Source organism: Actinomadura sp. NPDC048394, assembly GCF_040651755.1.
Classification (GTDB): Bacteria; Actinomycetota; Actinomycetes; order Streptosporangiales; family Streptosporangiaceae; genus Spirillospora; species Spirillospora montaniterrae.
Map to the genome: position 1 here is coordinate 26,099 of NZ_JBEZJL010000014.1, position 17,897 is coordinate 43,995.

The following is a 17,897-nucleotide window of genomic DNA, read 5'->3' on the forward strand; positions in this document are numbered from 1 at the left end:
CCCTTTAGCGGGCGGCGCGGGCGAGCGCGGCGCCCGCCCACCCGGCCGCGCGCAGAGCCGTGTCCCGGTCGGCGAAATCGCGGGTCACCACCGAGACGACCGTCCTGCCGACCCGGAACACCACGGTGATCGTCGACGGGGTGGTCCGGCCGTCCGCGGCGGCGGACGACTCGTCGCCGATGCGGGCGCTCTCGAAGAAGTCCGTCGTGATGGTGGGGCTGAAATGGCGGAGGTTGTAGCCCGCGGACGCGGCGGGGACATCGCTGTAAGTGGTCAGATCGAGCGTGAGGGGCGCCGTCCCGAACGAGGGCGTCCCCGCCGACGCGCTGCCGGACCGGTTCCACTCGCAGACCAGGTTCGGGCTCGCGCCGCGCTCGGTCGGGGTCGGTTCCGGATCGGAGGTACTGGCCGCCCCGAGCGGCGCGAGCCCCAGCGAGGACAGCTGCGGCCCCGTCAGCAGCGAGCACGGGTCGGCGACGGGCCTGACGGTCTTCCCGCGACCGTCGGCCGCGCTGATGCCCCACGCGATGAGGCCGCCGGTGACCAGGACGACGGCGAGGGCGATGCCCGGCAGCCATTTCGGCGCGGACGGCGGCGCGTCCCGCGGGCTGGCGTGGTCCGGGTCGCGCAGCCAGGCGGGGACCGCACCGGCCTGCCGAGCGGCCGCGTCGCCGGTGCCCTCCGTTCCGGCCGGGACGGTCACGGTCGCCTTGACGGTCACGGGTGCCTCGGCACGCTCGGCAGGAGGCTGCGGAAGCGGCCCGGCCGCGTCCCCGGCCGTCTCCGCGATGGCGGTGAGCCGGGCGGCGGCCGACGAGGCGTCCGGACGGTCCCCCGGCGCGCGGGCGAGCAGCGCCGTGATCAGCGGTTCGAGCGGGCCGGAGCGGCGCTGCGGCGCGGGCGTCCCGGCCAGCACCGCCGCGTCGACGACCGCCGGAGCGGACCCCTCGAACGCGCGGCGTCCCTCGACGGCGGCGTACAGCACCGCCCCGAGCGACCACAGGTCGGACGCCGGGCCGGCGGGCTCCCCGGCCAGCCGCTCCGGCGCCATGAACCCGGGCGTGCCGATCAGCAGCCCCGACCGGGTGAAGCGCGCGTCGCCCTCGATCACCGCGATGCCGAAGTCGGTCAGCACCACCTCGCCGTCGTCGGCGAGGAGCACGTTGGCGGGCTTGAGATCCCGGTGGACGATGCCGCGCGCGTGGACGGCGGCGAGTGCGCCCGCCAGCGCGGCACCGACCCGCGCGGCCTCGGCGACCGCCAGCGGCCCGGACGCCCGCAGCCGCCCCTCCAGCGACGGGGCCCGCACCAGCTCCATGACGATCCACGGGTGCCCGTCCTCGATCACGACGTCATGGATCGTGACCACCGCCGGGTGCCGGACCTGAGCGGCGGCCCGCGCCTCGCGCAGCGACCGCCCGCGCGCCGCCGCGAGCTCCGCCTCGTCCAGGCCGTGCGGGAGCAGGATCTCCTTGACCGCGACGTCGCGTCCGAGCAGGTCGTCCCGGGCGCGCCACACGGCCCCCATGCCGCCCCGCCCGAGCCGCTCCACGACCCGGTACCGCCCACCCAGAACCCGAGCCACCCCGTCCGACATGACCCAGAACGATATAGGTCCCGCGTCACCGAGCGAGTCTGGATTCCACCGGCCTCAACAGAAGGGCCGGGCGTTGACGAACCGACCACCCGCGCTCGCGCATCGACCACGCGACCGCTCCGAGCGGATCTGGCCTGATCAGGCAAGAAGTTCCTCAATCCGCAAGGTTGACGCCTAATCTTGACGAGAAGGAACGGTGCGGGTCTTGAGGTCGTCATCGACGGGTGAGGTGAATGGCGAGGCGTCAGGGATTCATGGCCGCGGTCGCGCGGATGCAGCGCGAGGCCGAAAGCGCGGCGGCGGCTCGGCGGCGGGCGGAGGCGGCGGCGCAGCGGGAGGCGGCCAGAGCGGAGGCCGCCTATAAGCGCGCACAAGCCGCGGACGAGAAAGAGCGCAAACGCCTCTACGTCGAATCCCGGGTGGCCGAAGTGGCGGCGATGAACGAGCGCCTCGCCCAACGCCTCGACGAATTGGACTCCATTCTGGTCTCGGGCCTCAGTCTCAACACCCGCTTCGACCTCGAACGCCTCAAGGAGAAGCCGGACCTCAAGCCGTTCGATCCGGGGCCGGCGGGCCGACCCGAGCCTCCACCGCGGCCCGAAGCGTTCATGCCGCCCCCGCCGACGGGACTGTCGAAGCTGTTCGGCGGGGCCCGATACGAGGAACAGGTCCGGCAGGGGCAGGCGAACTACCAACGGGCCTGCACCGAGCACGCCCAGCGAGAACAGGCTCGTCAAGCCGCCTTGGGCCGCCTTCAGCAGGAACACGCACAGCGGACGCGCGTGTCCGAGGAACGAGCGCGGCGCCAGCACGCCGACGTCGACGCGTTCAAGCGGGAGCTCGCCGGAGGGCGGCCCGATGCCGTCGTCGCCTACTTCGACCTTGTCCTCAACACCGTCTCCTACCCCGATGGCTTCCCCTCGAAGTGGCGGCTGGCCTACGTCCCCGAATCGGCCCAGCTCGTCGTCGAGTACGATCTGCCGACCATCGACGTGGTCCCGACGGTCAAGACCTACAGGTACGTCAAGACCTCGGACTCCGTCACCGAGACCAAGCGCGCGGCCGCGCAGGTCAAGGCCCAGTACACGTCCGTCGTCAGCCAGGTCGCCCTGCGCGTCGTCCGTGACCTGTTCAAGGCCGACGCTGTCGGCCACGTCGCGGCCATCGTCTTCAACGGCATGGTCGACACCATCGATGCGGCGACGGGCCGTCCCGTGCGTCCTTGCCTGCTGACCCTGCGGACGACCAAGGAGGCCTTCTCCGAACTCGATCTCGCGCAGGTGGATCCCGCCGCCTGCCTGAAGCACCTGGGAGCGGGCGTCTCGCGGAACACCGCCGAACTCGCGCCGGTACGGCCGGTGCTGGAGTTCAGCATGGTCGATCCCCGGTTCGTGGAGGAGACCGACGTCCTCGGGGACCTCGACGACCGCCCGAACCTCCTCGACATGACCCCTACGGAGTTCGAGGGACTGATCCAGAACCTGTTCACCAGGATGGGGCTGGAGACTCGACAGACCCGGCCGTCCCGCGACGGCGGGGTCGACTGCGTCGCCTACGACCCGCGCCCGATCATGGGCGGGAAGGTCGTGATCCAGGCGAAGCGCTACCGGAACACCGTCGGGGTCTCAGCCGTCCGCGACCTCTACGGGACGTTGCAGAACGAAGGCGCGTCCAAAGGCATCCTCGTGACGACCAGCGGTTACGGCCAAGCCTCCTTCGATTTCGCGAAGAACAAGCCCATCGAACTCCTCGACGGCGCCAACCTGCTCTATCTGCTCAAGGAGCACGCCGGGGTCGAGGCTCGAATCCAAGCACCGGACGGCTGGCGCGACCCGACCCCCGATACGGCGGATGCCCCCGCGCCGCCCGCCCCGCTCCGTGCCGGCGAGAACGTCAAGATCTCTTCACAAGCGCTGGTGTGCGACTTCGCGATGGCTGCCGGCGAGAACGACCCGTGCGCTCTGCTACTGGGACACGACCGCAAGGTCCGTTCCGATGCCGACTTCGTCTTCTACAACCAGCCCGCCTCCGCGGACGGTGCGGTCAGCTTGGACACCGCGACCAATCAGGTCCGCGTGGACCTGGCCCGTCTGCCGACCGATGTCTTCACCGTTCTGCTCGTGACGAGCGGGTCTCCCGGGGCGGTCCGGCTCACGGTGACGGAGCGGAACGGCGCCGCCCACGCCCTCGCGGCGGACGCCACCACCGAGACGGTGCTGGTCTGCGCGGAGCTCTATCGCCGACAGGGCGGCTGGCGGCTCCGCGCCGTGGGCCAAGGCTACGCCGATGGCCTGGCCGGGCTGGCCCGCGACCACGGCGTCGTCATCGACTGACGACACTGCCGGGGTCCGACGGGGACGCGCACAGCGCGTCCCCGTCCAGTCCGAGCGAGCGTTGCACCGGCCGGAATGACGACCGGAAGGGGCGGGAGGGGGGTGGGGTCAGACGCCGAGGCCGCGGCCGATGATCTCCTTCATGATCTCGGTGGTGCCGCCGAAGATCGTCTGGATGCGGACGTCCTGGTAGGCCTTCGCGATGGGGTACTCCATCATGTAGCCGTAGCCGCCGTGGAGCTGGAGGCAGCGGTCCACGACCCGCTTGAGCAGCTCGGTGTTCCAGTACTTGAGCATCGCGGCCTCGTCGACGCTCAGCTCGCCCTTGCCCTCCTTGACGATGCACTCGTCGGTGAAGGAGCGGCTGACGGTCAGCTCGGTCTTCATCTCGGCGAGCGTGAACCGGTTGTGCTGGAACTTGCCGATCGGGCGGCCGAACGCCTCGCGGGTCTTGCAGTACTCGAGGGTCTGCTCGAACGCCGACTCGGCGGCGGCCATCGCGGTGGCGCCGATGGACAGCCGCTCGCGGGCCAGGTTCGTCATCAGGTAGATGAAGCCCATGCCCTCCTCGCCGAGGAGGTTCTCCTTCGGGACGCGGACGTTGTCGAAGAACAGCTCCGCGGTGTCCTGCGCGTGCATGCCGACCTTGTCGAGGTTGCGGCCGCGCTCGAAGCCCTCCATGCCGCGCTCGACGGCGAGGAGGCTGACGCCCTTCGCGCCGGCGGACGGGTCGGTCTTGGCCACGACGATCACCAGGTCGGACAGGATGCCGTTGGAGATGAACGTCTTGGAGCCGTTCAGGACGTAGTGGTCGCCGTCCTTGATCGCGGTGGTCTTGATGCCCTGCAGGTCGGAGCCGGCGGCGGGCTCGGTCATCGCGATGCCGGTGATGATCTCGCCGGAGCAGTAGCCCGGGAACCAGCGCGCCTGCTGCTCGGGAGTGCAGAGCTGGCGCAGGTAGCCGCCGTTGATGTCGTTGTGCACCGAGAAGCCGGGGCCGTGCACGCCCGCCTTCGCGAACTCCTCGTTGAGGATCACGTAGTAGCGGTAGTCGGGGTTGCCGCCGCCGCCGAACTCCTCGGGCATGTCGATGCCGAGCAGCCCCTGCCGGCCGGCGGCCAGCCACACGTCGCGGGAGACGACGCCGTCCTTCTCCCACTGCTCGTGGTACGGCGCGATCTCCTTCTCGATGAAGGCGCGGACCATGTCGCGGAACGCCTCGTGCTCCGCGGTGAAGATCTCCCGTGCCATCCGGCGGTCTCCCTCGGTAAGTGCGTGCTGATACACGATTAATGTAACACTGGCACTGTCACGTCAAAGGAGCGGCTATGGATCTCACCGTGGACGAGCTGGCCGCGCGCGCGGGAGTCACCGTCCGCACCGTGCGCTTCTACGCCGGACGCGGCCTGCTGCCCCCGCCCCGGCTGCGCGGACGGACGGGCCTCTACGGCCCCGACCATCTCGCGCGGCTCGAACTCGTCCGGGAGCTCCAGTCGCTCGGCCTGACCCTCGCCGCGATCGAGAAGCACCTGCGGAAGATCCCGCTCGACGCGCCCGCCGAGGACCTCGCGCTGCAGCGGGCGCTGCTGTCGCCGTGGGCGCCGGAACGCCCCGAGGACGTCGACCGGCACGAGCTGGACCGCCGCGCCGGGCGGCACCTCGACGACGACACCCTCAAGCGCCTCGAAGCGCTCGGCGTCGTCGAGCACGTCGCGCCGGACGGCGTCCGCGTCATCATGCCCGCGCTCCTCGGCATCAGCGCCGAGCTCGCTGCGCTCCCCATGCCGCTGGACACCCTGGTCGCCTCGCACGAGGCCGTCGAACGCCACACCACCGCGCTGGCTGCCGAGCTCCAGCAGGTGTTCCAGGACACCGTCGTCCGCCCCTACCGGGAGAGCGGCCGCTCCCCCGAGCACCGCGACCGGCTGATGGAACTGGCCGGCAAGCTCAAGCCGCTGATGATCCAGTCGCTCGTCTCGTCGTTCCAGCACGCGGTGGACAAGGCCATCCGCACCTCCACCGACCGCTGACCCGGCCGGTCAGGAGTCCTTCCACTCCTGGCCCTCGTACTGGACGAGGCGGGGGTGGACGAGCGTGTTGACGCCGACGTCGCGGGAGCGGCGGTCCTTGGGGAAGACGGACGCGGCCTGCAGGACGGACGCGTCGAGGAAGCGCAGCGGCGGCGCGTCCGGGGACAGCGCGAGCGCGGGCGGCGTCCCGCCCGCCGAGGCGAGGGTGAAGCCCCAGTCGCCGAAGCTCGGCACGTCCACGTGGTACGGGGTCGTCGCGAGGCCGGCGGCGGCGATCGACTTCTCGATGCTCCAGAACGACTTCGGCGCGAAGTACGGCGACCCGGACTGCACGACCATCCGCCCGCCGGGCGCGAGGACCCGCTTGACCAGGCCGTAGAACTCGACGGAGTACAGCTTCGCGGTCGGGACGTCGTCGGGGTCGGGCATGTCCACGATGACGGCGTCGAACCGGCGGGTCTGGCCGCGCAGCCAGGTGAACGCGTCGGCGTTCACGGTGTGCGCGCGGGGGTCCTCGAAGGAGCGGTGGTTGAGCGCGACCAGCGGCCCGTAGGTGCGGGCGAGGTGCAGCATCTCCGGGTCGAGCTCGACCAGCGTCGCGCTGCGGACGTCCGGGTAGCGCAGCACTTCGCGCATCGCCAGCCCGTCGCCGCCGCCGAGGATCAGGACGTTCCCGTGCGGTCCGGACATCAGCGGGTGGACGAGCGACTCGTGGTACCGGTACTCGTCCACCGAGGAGAACTGCAGGTCGCCGTTCAGGAACAGGCGCAGGTCGGTGGTGCCCGCGAGGGTGATCTTCCGGGTGATCACGATCTCCTGGTACGGGGTGTCCTTCGCGAGCGCGATCGGGTCCTGGAAGAGCGCCTGCCGCGCCGTCACCTCGATCCGGTCGGACAGCGCGTACGTCGTCCCGAGGACGGCGAGGACCGCCACCATGCCGAGGCCGATCCCGACCCGCGCGAGGCGCCCGAGCCGCCGGCGGAACAGCCACAGCACCACCGCGACGCCGGCGACCGCGTTCACGACGCCGACCAGCAGCGCGCCCTTGATGTGGCCGAACGTCGGGAGCAGGAAGAACGGGAAGGCGAGCCCGCCGATCAGCGCGCCCACGTAGTCGGCGGCGAACAGGTCGGCGACGGCGCTGCCCGCGTCCTGCTTGCGGATCCTCTGCAGCAGCGTCATCAGCAGCGGGATCTCCGCGCCGATCAGCGCGCCGACCGCGAACGAGACCACCACGAGCGCCGGGACGTACAGGTCGAGCCAGGAGAACGCCGCGTACAGCGCGAGCACCGACAGGCCGCCGACCAGCGCGAGCGCGCCCTCGACGATGGCGAACGCGGCGGCGGCGTGCTTCTGCAGCGGCTTGGCCAGCAGCGACCCGATGCCCATCGCGAAGACCATGACGGACAGCACGATCGACGCCTGGGTGACCGAGTCGCCGACCAGGTAGCTGCCGAGCGCGACGAGCGCCAGCTCGTAAACCAGGCCGCAGGCCGCGCAGGTGAACACGGCCGCGAGGACCAGGGCCCGCGCCACCCGCGCGGGCGCGCCCAGCCGCCCCGCCCCGCCGCCGGGCCCGTGCCCGGAGTCGGCGTCGGAGCCGGAGTCGGAGTCGGTCGCGGGGGCGTCCGGGGCGTCAACGGCGGCGGCGGAGCCGGTCGCGGGGGTGTCAGGGACGGCGGGCGCCTCCGCCGCGGCGGGCGGCGGAGGCGCTTCGCCGGTGTCGCGGGAGGTCAGGAGACCGCCCCGGCCACGATCGCGGCGACGGCGATGTCGGCGGCGGCGACGACCCAGCCCGCCGGGTGGATCGCGTCGCCGTTGACGAGCGTCGCGCCGAGCTTGCCCGGCGTGATCAGGTCGAGGAAGTAGAACGCCACCACCATCAGCACGATGCCGATCGCACCGTACACGGCGGTGTCGATCAGCCCGTCGCTCAGGTCGTTGTCGCTGGTGACGATCGCGGTGGTGACGATCGCGCCGATGCCGAGGAGCTTCTCGCCGAGCAGCAGGGCGGCGCCCTTGTTGCCCTCGCCCCAGATCTGGTGGCCGAGGCGGCCGGGCGTCGTCACCTCCACCACCAGGTAGCCGATCGCCATCAGCGCGATGCCGACCGCGCCGTAGGCGAAGGTCGCGCCGATGTCATGAGCCATGTCGTTCATCCGTTGCTCCTCATTTGCCCGACCCTGGACCGCCGCCGCGGAAGGACGCGATGCCGTGCTTGTTCCAGCCGCCGCTGCCGGGCGCGCTCCAGCGGTGGCCGACATGGGAGTAGTAGCGGTTGTAGCCGCCGGACGGCTTGTCGATGGTGATGTGGCTGCCGCTCCCGTACGGCGTCACGCCGACGACCAGCTTCGGGTAGCGCAGGAACACCCCGCCGTTGTTGCCGTACGTCGCGAGGTCGTCGACCCGGTCGATCGCCTTGAACTTGCGGTTGATCGCCGACGCGACCGTCCGCGGGGGCTGCGACGCCTGGAACGTGTTGTAACCGATCTTGTGGTACTTCTTGCCGATCCACGACTGCTGCGAGTCGCCGCAGCCGCCGAGCGTCACGGCCAGCAGGACGGCGGCGGCCCCGCCGGCCGCCGCCCGGTGCGTGCTGTTCATGTAGGTCTCACCAACCGGCTCCGCGTCATGACGATCTCCCGGGTCTGGGGGTAGGCGTGCCAGGTCCGCCAGCCGATCCCGGCCCGCGGTTCGGGGTGCTCCGCGCCGGTGCCGCCGGCGGCCGCGCCGTCCGGGCCGGCGTGCTCCAGCGCGAGGGCGGTGACGGCGTGCCGGGATCCGGGGAACGCGCCGGTCAGCGCGTCGCCGCGGTCCGCGAGCCGCGCGCAGACCGCGTCGACGGCGCGGGCGAACGCCGCGTCGTCGGCGTGCACGGCCGTCGTCGCGGTGAAGTCGTAGGACCAGCCCGGCAGCGTCGTGGCGGCGCTGCCCGGCAGCGGCTCGCCGCCGTCCTCCGGCAGGCACGCCACCGTCTCGCTGAGCGGCCCGGCGATCACCTGGTGGGACGCGCCGAGCAGGCGGAGCTGGACGGTCAGCCCGCCGCGCTCCACCGGCAGGACGGCGAGCGCGTCCAGCGGCGGCAGGCCGAGCGCGAACGACAGCCCGTCGGCGCGCGCGTCCCGGTAGGGGGTGTCGAGGACGGTCCGCATTCAGCCGCTGCCCGGATAGATGGTCATGGTGCCGTCCGGCACGCGCTCGCCGAGCCCGGCCTCCCACTGGCCGCCGCCGTACTGCTCGAACGACAGGTACCGGCCGCGCGGGCCCTCGTAGTCGACGTACTCGACGCGGCCCTGGACGCCGACGCCGGTCGTGCCCTCGCTGGTGTAGTCGGCGGTGCCGTGCTCGTCGCGGCGGTACTCGACGCCCTCGACGGTGACGGTGCGGTCGCCGGGGCGCAGGTCGCCGATGTCGTACTCGGTCCAGAAGACGACCTCGAGGTCGGGGTCCTCCTCGACCGACAGCCACACCTTCTGGCCCTCGATGGTGTCGGCGTCGAGGAGGTGCTCGGACCAGGTGAAGCCGCCCTCGCGCAGCCGCAGCGAGCCGCGCACGAAGTAGCGGGTGCCGAGGTACTCGACCATGTCGCCGGCCTTCAGCGTGCGGGGGTCGCCGGCGACGCTCTGCTCGGGGGCGAACGGGTCGCGGGGCGCCGCGGGCGCGGGCGGCGCCGGCCTGCGCCGCGACAGCACCACGACGAGCACCACGACCAGCGCGACCACGAGGACGATCAGTGCCAGCACGAGCGCCAGCACGGTCCCATTCACGGACATACCTCCATTGATTCGGCGATCCCGGAGGGCGGAGACCAGCGGATCCTACCGACTGTGGCCGCTTACGCCCATATCGCGATCAGACGTAATGACGGAACATTCGGTTTCATACGGAAAACCCGGACCCGCGGTGGCGGGCCCGGGATCCGGAAGTACGGGGAACCACGGTTCCCGGACGCGGAGCGCCCGTCCGGGAGCGCGGAGCGCCCGTCCGGGAGCGCGGAGCGCCCGTCCGGGAGCGCGGAGCGCCCGTCCGGGAGCGCGGAGCGTCAGAGGCGGGCGACGGCGGCGGCGACGCGCTCGTCCGTGGCGGTGAACGCGATCCGGACGTGCCGGGCGCCGGCCGTCCCGTAGAACTCGCCGGGCCCGACGAGGATGCCGAGCGACGCCAGGTGCCCGACGGTCTCCCAGCACGGCTCGTCCCGCGTCGCCCACAGGTACAGCGACGCCTCGGAGTGGTCGATGCGGAAACCGTGCTTCTCGAACGCGGCGCGCAGGCCGGCGCGGCGCCGCGCGTACCGGGCGCGCTGCTCGTCGGCGTGCCCGTCGTCGTCGAACGCCGCGACCATCGCCGCCTGCACCGGCGCCGGGACGATCATGCCCGCGTGCTTGCGGACCTCCAGCAGCCGCTTCACGATCGCGGGGTCGCCGGTGACGAACCCGGCGCGGTAGCCCGCCATGTTGGAGCGCTTGGACAGCGAGTTCACCGCGAGCAGGCCCTCGTGGGAACCGCCGCACACGTCCGGGTGCAGGATCGAGACGGGCGGGCGCTCCTCGTCCCAGCCGAACTCCAGGTAGCACTCGTCGCTGACCACGATCGCGCCGCGGTCGCGCGCCCACGCGACGACCTTGCGCAGGTGCTCGGCGGGCAGCACCTTCCCGGTCGGGTTGGACGGCGAGTTCACCCACACGATCTTCGGGCGGACCGGGCCGAGCTTGAGCAGGCCGTCCGTCGCGACCGGCTCAGCGCCGGCCAGCCGGGCGCCCACGTCGTAGGTCGGGTACGCGAGCTCGGGGAAGACGACCTTGTCGCCGGGACCGGCGCCGAGCAGCGTCGGCAGCCACGCCACCAGCTCCTTCGTACCGATGACGGGCAGCACCGCGGCCGGGTCGGCGCCGGTCACGCCCGCGCGGCGGCGCAGCCAGCCGGCGACCGACTCGCGCAGCTCGGGCGTGCCGTAGGTGGCGGGGTAGCCGGGCGCGTCGGACGCCTCGGCGAGCGCCTTGCGGACGGCGTCGGGCGTCGGGTCCACGGGCGTGCCGACGGACAGGTCGACGATGCCGTCCGGATGCTCGGCCGCGCGCTTCTTGTACGGCTCCAGCCGATCCCACGGAAAGTCCGGCAGCGTGAACAAGACCCAGCCCTCCTCGGCGGGACGCGCGGGCGCCCCGAATCAGCAGGGCCGTGGCCTTCCGCGGAGTGCGGCAGACCACGGCCCGGATGCGTTGAACCGCACATGACCGTCGCCGGGACGCTCCCAAAAGGTCGCGACCCGCCGTACCGGCCGGTTTCAGCCCGCTATCAGTCTTCCTGGCTCTGCGGGGGCAGCGCCGCGACGATCGGGTGGTCCTTGTCGATCTTGCCCACCTTGGAGGCGCCGCCGGGCGAGCCCAGGTCGTCGAAGAACTCCACGTTCACCTTGTAGAAGTCCTTCCACTGGTCGGGGACGTCGTCCTCGTAGTAGATGGCCTCAACCGGGCAAACCGGCTCGCACGCACCGCAGTCGACGCACTCGTCCGGGTGGATGTAGAGCTGACGCTTCCCTTCGTAGATGCAGTCGACCGGGCACTCCTCGATGCATGCCTTGTCGAGCAGGTCCACGCAGGGCTGCGCAATGACGTAGGTCACGTCAGTGACTCCTCTCGGGTTTCCGGCCCCGCCGCACGTCACGGCTCACCGCAAGCTCGCTGTGAATAGTATGGCCACCACCGCGCAGTCGATTCGACATGGGGGTCCTCACATGTCTGGCCGCTTTGCCGCGCGCCTGGTGGTGTCCATCAGTAGCGCGGACGTGGGTCAGCGGGTCTCGCTGCGCCGTCGTCTGCCAACGGGAGAGTACAGCGACGTGGTGGGCGTACTCGAATCCTGGTCCAACAAGACGCTCCAGGTGCGCCGCCGCAACGGCGAACTGGTCGAGGTGCCCGAGGACATCGTGGTGGCGGGCAAGGTCGTCCCGCCGATGCCCCCGCCGAAGCGCCGCGGAGCCTGACGGCGTCGGGGCCGGGCGGCGAGGCCGGGCGTCAGTGGCCTTCGGCCTGCTGGGGCCGGGAGCCGGACCTGCTCGGCGCCGGTCCGGCCGGCGAGCCGGCCGGCGGCGGGCTCGCGGTGACCGGGGCCGGCGACGCGGTCTTGGGCGGCATCAGCTCGGAGTAGGTCTGGCCGGGCTTCAACTGCCGGTTCTGGAACAGCTCCGACACCGTGACGAACGTGAAGCCGCGCTTCTTCAGCCCCGCGATGACCGCCGGGATCGCCTTCACGCTCGGCTTGTGGATGTCGTGGAACAGGATGATGCCGCCGGGCTGCGGCTCCTTGATCCCGACCCGGGTGTCGCGGGCGGTGTTCAGGTAGCGCCAGTCCTCGGTGTCGACGCTCCACAGGATCAGCGGCATCCCGATGGTCTGCCCGACGCGCCTGTTCGTCGCGCCGTACGGCGGGCGCATGATCGTCGGCTTCACCCCGCCGGACGCCCTGGTGATCGCGTCCTGGGTGCGCTGGATCTGCGACTTGACGGCCGCGAGCGACAGCGTGGTGAGCTGCGGATGGTCCCAGCTGTGGTCGCCGATCTCGTGGCCCTCCATCACCTCGCGGCGCACGGCCGCCGGGAAGGCGCGGGCGTTCTGCCCGAGGAGGAAGAACGTGGCGCGCACGCCCTGCTGCTTCAGCACATCGAGGAGCCCGTCGGTGTACGGGCCCGGGCCGTCGTCGAACGTGAGCGCGACGCACTTGGTCCGATCGCAGTCGATCTTCCGCTGGGCCGGCGGCCGCTGCGGGCGCGGCGCCGTCCGCGCCTTCTTCCCCGCCGCGATCTGGTGGCCGGCCGTCCGCGCCTGCTTCTTCTCCGCGTGGCCGCATCCCGAGACGAGCAGGAGACCGGCCGCGACGATGGCGAAATTCCTGATCCGCACCACGCACCCCCGTAACGTGTTGCCTCGGGCGGCTTCTTACCCTGCGCCTCACTCGCAACACACGTCACCAAGGTCCGCATTGTCGAGATCGTCCTTGGGGGGCGCGACGGGGGACGCAGTCCCCATCATGCGGCCGGGAGCGGCCCCCGGCGCCACCCCGGGTGAGGGAAGTGTCGCCCTCCGGTTCCTCCACCGGCACTTCCCGGCGGCCGTGAACTCCCGGCGGCCCTGCGGGTGATGACGGATGACCGTGCGGCGTCCCGCACGGCGGACCGCAGAGGACGGAGCCGTATGACCGTCAGCCCACGCGCCCCGGCACCGCCGGGCGCCCCCGCCGAACCGCCGGAGGACGACGCGCGCCTCATCGAGCGGTCCCGGCACCGCCCCGAGGACTTCGCGGCGCTCTACGACCGGCACGCGCCGGCCGTCCACCGGTACGTCGCGCGCCGGCTCGGCGAGCAGGCCGCCGACGACGTCGTCGCCGAGACGTTCCTGGCCGCGTTCCGGCGGCGCGGCCGCTACGACCTGTCCCGCCGGGACGCGCGGCCGTGGCTGTACGGGATCGCGGCGAACCTGATCGGCAAGCACCGCAGGTCGGAGACGCGGATGCTGCGGGCGCTGGCCCGCACCGGCACCGACCCGGTGGCCGACGCCATGGACCGGGTGGACGCGCGGGTGAGCGCGGCGGCCGCGTCCCGGCCGCTGGCCGGGGCCCTGGCGGAGCTGTCGCGCGGCGACCGGGACGCTCTGCTGCTGGTCGCGTGGGCGGACCTGTCCTACGAGCAGGTCGCCGAGGCGCTGTCGATCCCGGTCGGGACGGTGCGGTCCCGGCTGCACCGGGCGCGCCGGAAGGTCCGGGAGGCGCTCGGCGGCGCCGATCCGACGGAGATCGAGGAAGGGGCGGGGGAATGAACGACCTCGAGGAAGTCCGCGCGTTCCGGGCGGGGGTGCCCGAGCCGGGCCGCGACCGGCTGGCGCCCGGCCGGGAGCGGCTGGTCCGGGAGGCGCGGGGCCGGTCCCGGTTCCGGGCTCCGGCGTGGCGGGTCGGTGTGGCCGCCGGGGTCGCGGTGGCCGGGGCGGCCGCCGCGGCGGCGGTCGTGATGGACCGCGGCGACCCGGCGCCGCCGCCGATCGCCGCGCGTCCGGTGAGCGCGACGCAGGTGCTGGAGCGGGCCGCGAAGACCGTCGCGGGACGGCCCGACCACCGCCCGGCACCGAACCAGTGGGTCTACACCAGGACGTACCAGGCGGGCCAGAAGGGCGCCCCCTCGTTCATGCGGCACATGGAGAGCTGGGTACGGTTCGACGGCCGGAAATCCGCCCGGTACAGCGGCGTCCCGGGCAAGAGGCCACACCTCGAGATCACGAGTGTGGAGCGGGACGGTGACAGCGAGGAGCGTTCACCCGCGCAGTGGTACGACTATCTGCGCGCCCTGCCGGACGACGCGTCCGCGCTGCTGGCGGCGATCGACCGGCGCGCGGAGTCCTACAACGCCGAGGGCCACGGGCGGCTCTTCACCACCCAGGACGGCCGGAACCAGTGGGTGTTCGGCCGGCTCGTGGACTTCCTCGGGCAAGGGCCGTCCACACCGCAGTCACGGCGCGCGACCATCTTCCGGGCACTGGCCCGGATCCCGGGCGTGCAGGTGAAGGAGGGAACGAAGGACGCGCTCGGACGTCCCGGCATCACCGTCTCCCGCACGGGCCCCGACGGGACGCGCGAGGAGTTCGTGCTGGCGAACGGCACCTACGACTACCGCGGGACGCGGATCGTCACGGTCAAGGACAGGCGGCTCCCGACGCTCCCCGGCAAGCGGGGCCCCGAGATCATCCGTGCCGGGACCGTCATGAACGAGCAGGCGGTCGAGGCGACCGCGATCGTCGACCGCCCGGGGCAGCGGCCCTGACGTGCGGTGCGCCGCCCTCGCCCGTGAGGACGGCGCACCGGCCGGGTCAGCGGACGGGCCAGTCCGGGAGGTTCTGGGGCAGGTCCTTGCTGACGCGCATCGGGAACGCGGCGGGACGCTTCTCCAGGAACGAGGTGACGCCCTCGATGGCGTCGGCGCCGCCGCCCAGCTCGGCCATCAGGCGGGAGTCGGCGGCGTGCGCGTCCCACGGGGACGGCGCCGACAGGCCCGACCACATGAGGCGGCGGATCGTCGCGACCGACACCGCGGAGGTGTTGTCGGCGATCTCGCGGGCCAGCGCGTACGCGGCGGGGAGCAGCTCGTCGGGCGCGTACACGCGGGAGACGAGGCGGCCGGCGAGCGCCTCCTGCGCGTCGAACACGCGGCCGGTCGCGGCCCACTCCATCGCCTGCGCGATCCCGACCAGGCGCGGCAGGAACCAGCTCGACGCGGCCTCGGTGACGATGCCGCGGCGCGCGAACACGAACCCGAACTTCGCCTTCTCGCTGGCCAGCCGCACGTCCATCGGCAGCGTCATCGTCACGCCGACGCCGACCGCCGCGCCGTTGAACGCGCCGATGACGGGCTTGAGGCAGCGCGCGATGCGCAGCGCGACCGTTCCGCCGCCGTCGCGCGGGGTACCGTCCTCCAGCACGTCGTCCTCGCCGGCGAACATGTCCTTCGACCTCTCCTTGTCGAAGGTGTCGCCGCCGCCGCTGAGGTCGGCGCCCGCGCAGAACGCCCGGCCCGCGCCCGTCACCACGACGGCGCGGACGTCGTCGTCGGCGTCGATGCGGTCGAAGACGTCGAGCATCTCGTTGCGCATGGTGAACGTGTAGGCGTTCATCTTGTCGGGGCGGTTCAGGGTGACCGTGGCGATCCCGTCCTGAACCTCGTACTCGATCTCGGCGTAGGCCACGTGCGTCCCCTTCTCGCGCCGGCGGATTTCCGAATGCGATTCTAGGAACTCCGGCGGGGGCGCGTCAGACCCGGGCCTCCGGGAACATGCGCAGGACCACGTCGCGGCGCCACTCGTCCAGGCCGCCCTCGTGCCCTTCGGGCGGCAGGAGCATGATCCCGCCGTTCCGGTCCGGCCGCAGCCGGACCGGCACGCCCGGCGGCAGCGTCAGCTCCATCGGTTGATCGCGGGACGCGGCGAACACGCGCGCCGCCTCGCCGAGGACGCGCGCCCAGCCCTGGCCGAGGTAGGGCGGCAGGCCGTCCGCGCTCAGCTCCGGCAGCCCGTGCTCGACGAGCCCGGCGGTGCGCAGCGCGAGGCCGTCCGGCCGCTCGGCGCCGACGATCCGCACGACATCGGGCTTCCCCATGGCCCGGACGATACGGGACGCGCCGCGGTGACGCAGGTCACCCGGCGGCCCCGGGCGGGGGGAACCGCGCACCCGCCGATGCCATGTCCGATAAATTACGACAGTGAATTGGGCCGTGACGTACGACTCCGCCTTCGGGTACGTCTCCGCGCACGGCGCGCCCTTGGTCGACCTGCTCGACCCGCAGCCCGGCGAACGGATCATCGACCTCGGCTGCGGCACCGGCGCGTTCAGCGCGGAGATCGCCGCCCGGGGAGCCGAGGTGCTGGGCATCGACGGAAACCCGGACATGGTCGCCCAGGCGAGCGCGCTGAACCCGGGCATCTCCTTCATGCTGGGCGACGCGCACACCTTCACCATCACCGACGCCTGCGACGCCGTCGCCTCCAACGCCGCGCTGCACTGGATGACCCGCGACCCGGACGCGGTGATCGCGCAGGTGCACGCGGCGCTGCGGCCCGGCGGCCGGTTCGTCGGCGAGCTCGGCGGCGAGGGCAACTGCGCCGAGCTGGTCGCCGCGATGCAGACCGCCTGGCGCGTCTTCGGCCTCGGCGAGCCCGAGCTGCCCTGGTACTTCCCGAGCCCGGCCGAGTACGCGACGAAGCTGGAGGAGGCCGGCTTCACGCTGCGGCTGCTGGAGCACGCCGAACGGCCGAGCCAGATGACCGAGGGGCCGAACGGCGCCGCCGACTGGGTCCGCGCCTACGCCGCCCGCGCCCTCGCCGACGTCCCGCCGGAGCTGGTCGAGCCGCTCCTCACCCGGGTGAACGACCTCGCCGCGCCGGCGCTGCGCCGCGAGTCCGGCTGGGTCGCCGACTACGTGCGGCTGCGGTTCGCCGCCGTCCGCAAGCCGGACGCCCCGCCCATGCCCGAGGCCCCGCCCGTCCCGCCGAACCCGTCGGCCGCGTCCGCGCCCGAACCGCCGCCGCCCGCGCCGCAGGGCCCCGCGCCCGCGGCCGGCCCCACACCGGGCGCCACGCCGGGCGCCACGCCGGGCCCTGCGCCCGCCCAAGCCGGGGCGCCCGACGGGTCGGCCCGCTGACGCGACGCGGCCGACCGGGGGCCGGAAGGCGGGCGGTTCGCGCGGGTTGCTTAGGGTTGGGGGCATGCGCCTCTACGACCATCGCACCGGGCAGGCCGAAGAGGTCCCGCCGGGGCGGGTCCTGCGCGTCCAGGTCCTCGAAGGGGCCGGGCACCGCGCGCTCGTGGTCGCCGACCTGCTGCGGCGGGTCGGCGAGCGCGCCGGGCGCGAGGTCCCGGTGGCCTGCTCGCCGGACCTGTCGGTCCACGACCGCGACTGGACGGACTACAACATCGCGCCGTTCGAGCTCCTCGACTGGGACGCGCCGCCGCCGGACGCCGACCTCTACATCGCCTCGTCGACGAACGTCGACGTCGACGCGCCCTGGATGCTCGTCCCGCACGAGAGCGGCGACTGGTACTCCGTCATGGCGAACGCGAGCATGGACGCGCTCGCGGCGCGCCTGGCGATGCTGGAGGTGCCGTACCGCGACCCGCTCGAGCTGACGGCGTCCCGGTTCATGACCGCCGCCGCGCGGCTGGAGGCGTGGCGGAGCCTGGTCGCCGGCTGGGCGCGCAGCCCGGGCCGGCCGATGGACCGCGACTACGCCCGCAAGGCGGAGGCGGCGCTCGGCAACGACCTGGACAGCCCGGCCGCCCTCGCCGTCCTCGACGAGATCGCCGCGGACCCGGACGTCCCGCCGGGCGCGAAGCTGGAGACGTTCATCCACCTCGACCTGACCCTGGCCCTGGGCCTCGTCGCCGCCATCGGCGCCGCCTGAA

The 17,897-nt window shown here is 72.7% G+C and carries 19 protein-coding genes; 7 read left to right on the forward strand and 12 right to left on the reverse strand.

Features of this window, described 5'->3' with window-relative positions; translation table 11 throughout:
- Window positions 1–4 precede the first annotated feature (4 nt).
- Complete coding sequence (locus AB0C78_RS11990) at window positions 5–1,597, reverse strand: protein kinase (protein WP_360745633.1); 1,593 nt, start codon at window positions 1,595–1,597, stop codon at window positions 5–7.
- A gap of 254 nt (window positions 1,598–1,851) precedes the next feature.
- Here AB0C78_RS11990 and AB0C78_RS11995 point away from each other — a divergent pair, with 254 nt between their 5' ends.
- Window positions 1,852–3,930 carry a restriction endonuclease gene (locus tag AB0C78_RS11995; protein WP_360745636.1) on the forward strand — a complete coding sequence of 693 codons (2,079 nt, stop codon included), beginning with the start codon at window positions 1,852–1,854 and terminating at the stop codon, window positions 3,928–3,930.
- Window positions 3,931–4,038: 108 nt separating this feature from the next.
- Here the strand turns inward: AB0C78_RS11995 and AB0C78_RS12000 are convergent, their stop codons facing one another.
- Entirely contained in the window at window positions 4,039–5,181 is a 1,143-nt protein-coding gene (locus AB0C78_RS12000) for an acyl-CoA dehydrogenase family protein (protein ID WP_151545565.1), read from the reverse strand.
- Between the two features lie 77 nt (window positions 5,182–5,258).
- On the opposite strand from AB0C78_RS12000, the gene AB0C78_RS12005 reads away from it, so the two are divergent.
- Entirely contained in the window at window positions 5,259–5,960 is a 702-nt protein-coding gene (locus AB0C78_RS12005) for a MerR family transcriptional regulator (RefSeq protein WP_360745640.1), read from the forward strand.
- Between the two features lie 9 nt (window positions 5,961–5,969).
- Here the strand turns inward: AB0C78_RS12005 and AB0C78_RS12010 are convergent, their stop codons facing one another.
- The 7 genes from AB0C78_RS12010 to fdxA form a co-directional block, all read right to left on the reverse strand.
- On the reverse strand, window positions 5,970–7,496 hold the full coding sequence (locus tag AB0C78_RS12010) for a polyamine aminopropyltransferase (protein ID WP_360745643.1): 1,527 nt from the start codon (window positions 7,494–7,496) through the stop codon (window positions 5,970–5,972).
- 197 nt (window positions 7,497–7,693) lie between these two features.
- Complete coding sequence (locus AB0C78_RS12015; RefSeq protein WP_151545568.1) at window positions 7,694–8,119, reverse strand: DUF350 domain-containing protein; 426 nt, start codon at window positions 8,117–8,119, stop codon at window positions 7,694–7,696.
- Between the two features lie 10 nt (window positions 8,120–8,129).
- Complete coding sequence (locus AB0C78_RS12020; protein ID WP_360745646.1) at window positions 8,130–8,564, reverse strand: DUF4247 domain-containing protein; 435 nt, start codon at window positions 8,562–8,564, stop codon at window positions 8,130–8,132.
- On the reverse strand, window positions 8,561–9,112 hold the full coding sequence (locus AB0C78_RS12025; RefSeq protein ID WP_151545570.1) for a DUF2617 family protein: 552 nt from the start codon (window positions 9,110–9,112) through the stop codon (window positions 8,561–8,563). Before AB0C78_RS12025 ends, AB0C78_RS12020 begins: the two co-directional genes overlap by 4 nt.
- On the reverse strand, window positions 9,113–9,733 hold the full coding sequence (locus AB0C78_RS12030) for a DUF4178 domain-containing protein (protein ID WP_360745650.1): 621 nt from the start codon (window positions 9,731–9,733) through the stop codon (window positions 9,113–9,115).
- A 269-nt stretch (window positions 9,734–10,002) separates the two neighbouring features.
- Window positions 10,003–11,088 carry a succinyldiaminopimelate transaminase gene (gene dapC, locus AB0C78_RS12035; protein ID WP_360745653.1) on the reverse strand — a complete coding sequence of 362 codons (1,086 nt, stop codon included), beginning with the start codon at window positions 11,086–11,088 and terminating at the stop codon, window positions 10,003–10,005.
- 167 nt (window positions 11,089–11,255) lie between these two features.
- Window positions 11,256–11,582, reverse strand: coding sequence for a ferredoxin (gene fdxA, locus AB0C78_RS12040; protein ID WP_151545573.1), 327 nt, complete (start codon window positions 11,580–11,582; stop codon window positions 11,256–11,258).
- A gap of 220 nt (window positions 11,583–11,802) precedes the next feature.
- Here fdxA and AB0C78_RS12045 point away from each other — a divergent pair, with 220 nt between their 5' ends.
- Window positions 11,803–11,943, forward strand: coding sequence for a hypothetical protein (locus AB0C78_RS12045; RefSeq protein WP_360745657.1), 141 nt, complete (start codon window positions 11,803–11,805; stop codon window positions 11,941–11,943).
- A 31-nt stretch (window positions 11,944–11,974) separates the two neighbouring features.
- Here AB0C78_RS12045 and AB0C78_RS12050 read toward each other — a convergent pair whose 3' ends face one another.
- Window positions 11,975–12,859, reverse strand: a complete 885-nt coding sequence (locus tag AB0C78_RS12050; RefSeq protein ID WP_360745660.1) for a polysaccharide deacetylase family protein — start codon at window positions 12,857–12,859, stop codon at window positions 11,975–11,977.
- A gap of 291 nt (window positions 12,860–13,150) precedes the next feature.
- On the opposite strand from AB0C78_RS12050, the gene AB0C78_RS12055 reads away from it, so the two are divergent.
- Complete coding sequence (locus AB0C78_RS12055; protein WP_360745663.1) at window positions 13,151–13,771, forward strand: RNA polymerase sigma factor; 621 nt, start codon at window positions 13,151–13,153, stop codon at window positions 13,769–13,771.
- Window positions 13,768–14,766, forward strand: a complete 999-nt coding sequence (locus tag AB0C78_RS12060) for a CU044_5270 family protein (RefSeq protein ID WP_360745666.1) — start codon at window positions 13,768–13,770, stop codon at window positions 14,764–14,766. The genes AB0C78_RS12055 and AB0C78_RS12060 overlap by 4 nt, the downstream gene beginning before the upstream one ends.
- A gap of 46 nt (window positions 14,767–14,812) precedes the next feature.
- On the opposite strand, the gene AB0C78_RS12065 is transcribed toward AB0C78_RS12060, so the two are convergent.
- On the reverse strand, window positions 14,813–15,685 hold the full coding sequence (locus tag AB0C78_RS12065; RefSeq protein ID WP_360745669.1) for a crotonase/enoyl-CoA hydratase family protein: 873 nt from the start codon (window positions 15,683–15,685) through the stop codon (window positions 14,813–14,815).
- Between the two features lie 64 nt (window positions 15,686–15,749).
- A complete protein-coding gene (locus AB0C78_RS12070) occupies window positions 15,750–16,094 on the reverse strand; it encodes a hypothetical protein (RefSeq protein ID WP_360745672.1) in 345 nt (114 codons plus the stop codon).
- A 115-nt stretch (window positions 16,095–16,209) separates the two neighbouring features.
- Between AB0C78_RS12070 and AB0C78_RS12075 the strand changes: the two genes are divergently transcribed.
- Complete coding sequence (locus AB0C78_RS12075; RefSeq protein ID WP_360745675.1) at window positions 16,210–17,136, forward strand: methyltransferase domain-containing protein; 927 nt, start codon at window positions 16,210–16,212, stop codon at window positions 17,134–17,136.
- 64 nt (window positions 17,137–17,200) lie between these two features.
- Complete coding sequence (locus AB0C78_RS12080) at window positions 17,201–17,896, forward strand: hypothetical protein (RefSeq protein ID WP_360745678.1); 696 nt, start codon at window positions 17,201–17,203, stop codon at window positions 17,894–17,896.
- Window position 17,897: the final 1 nt, after the last annotated feature.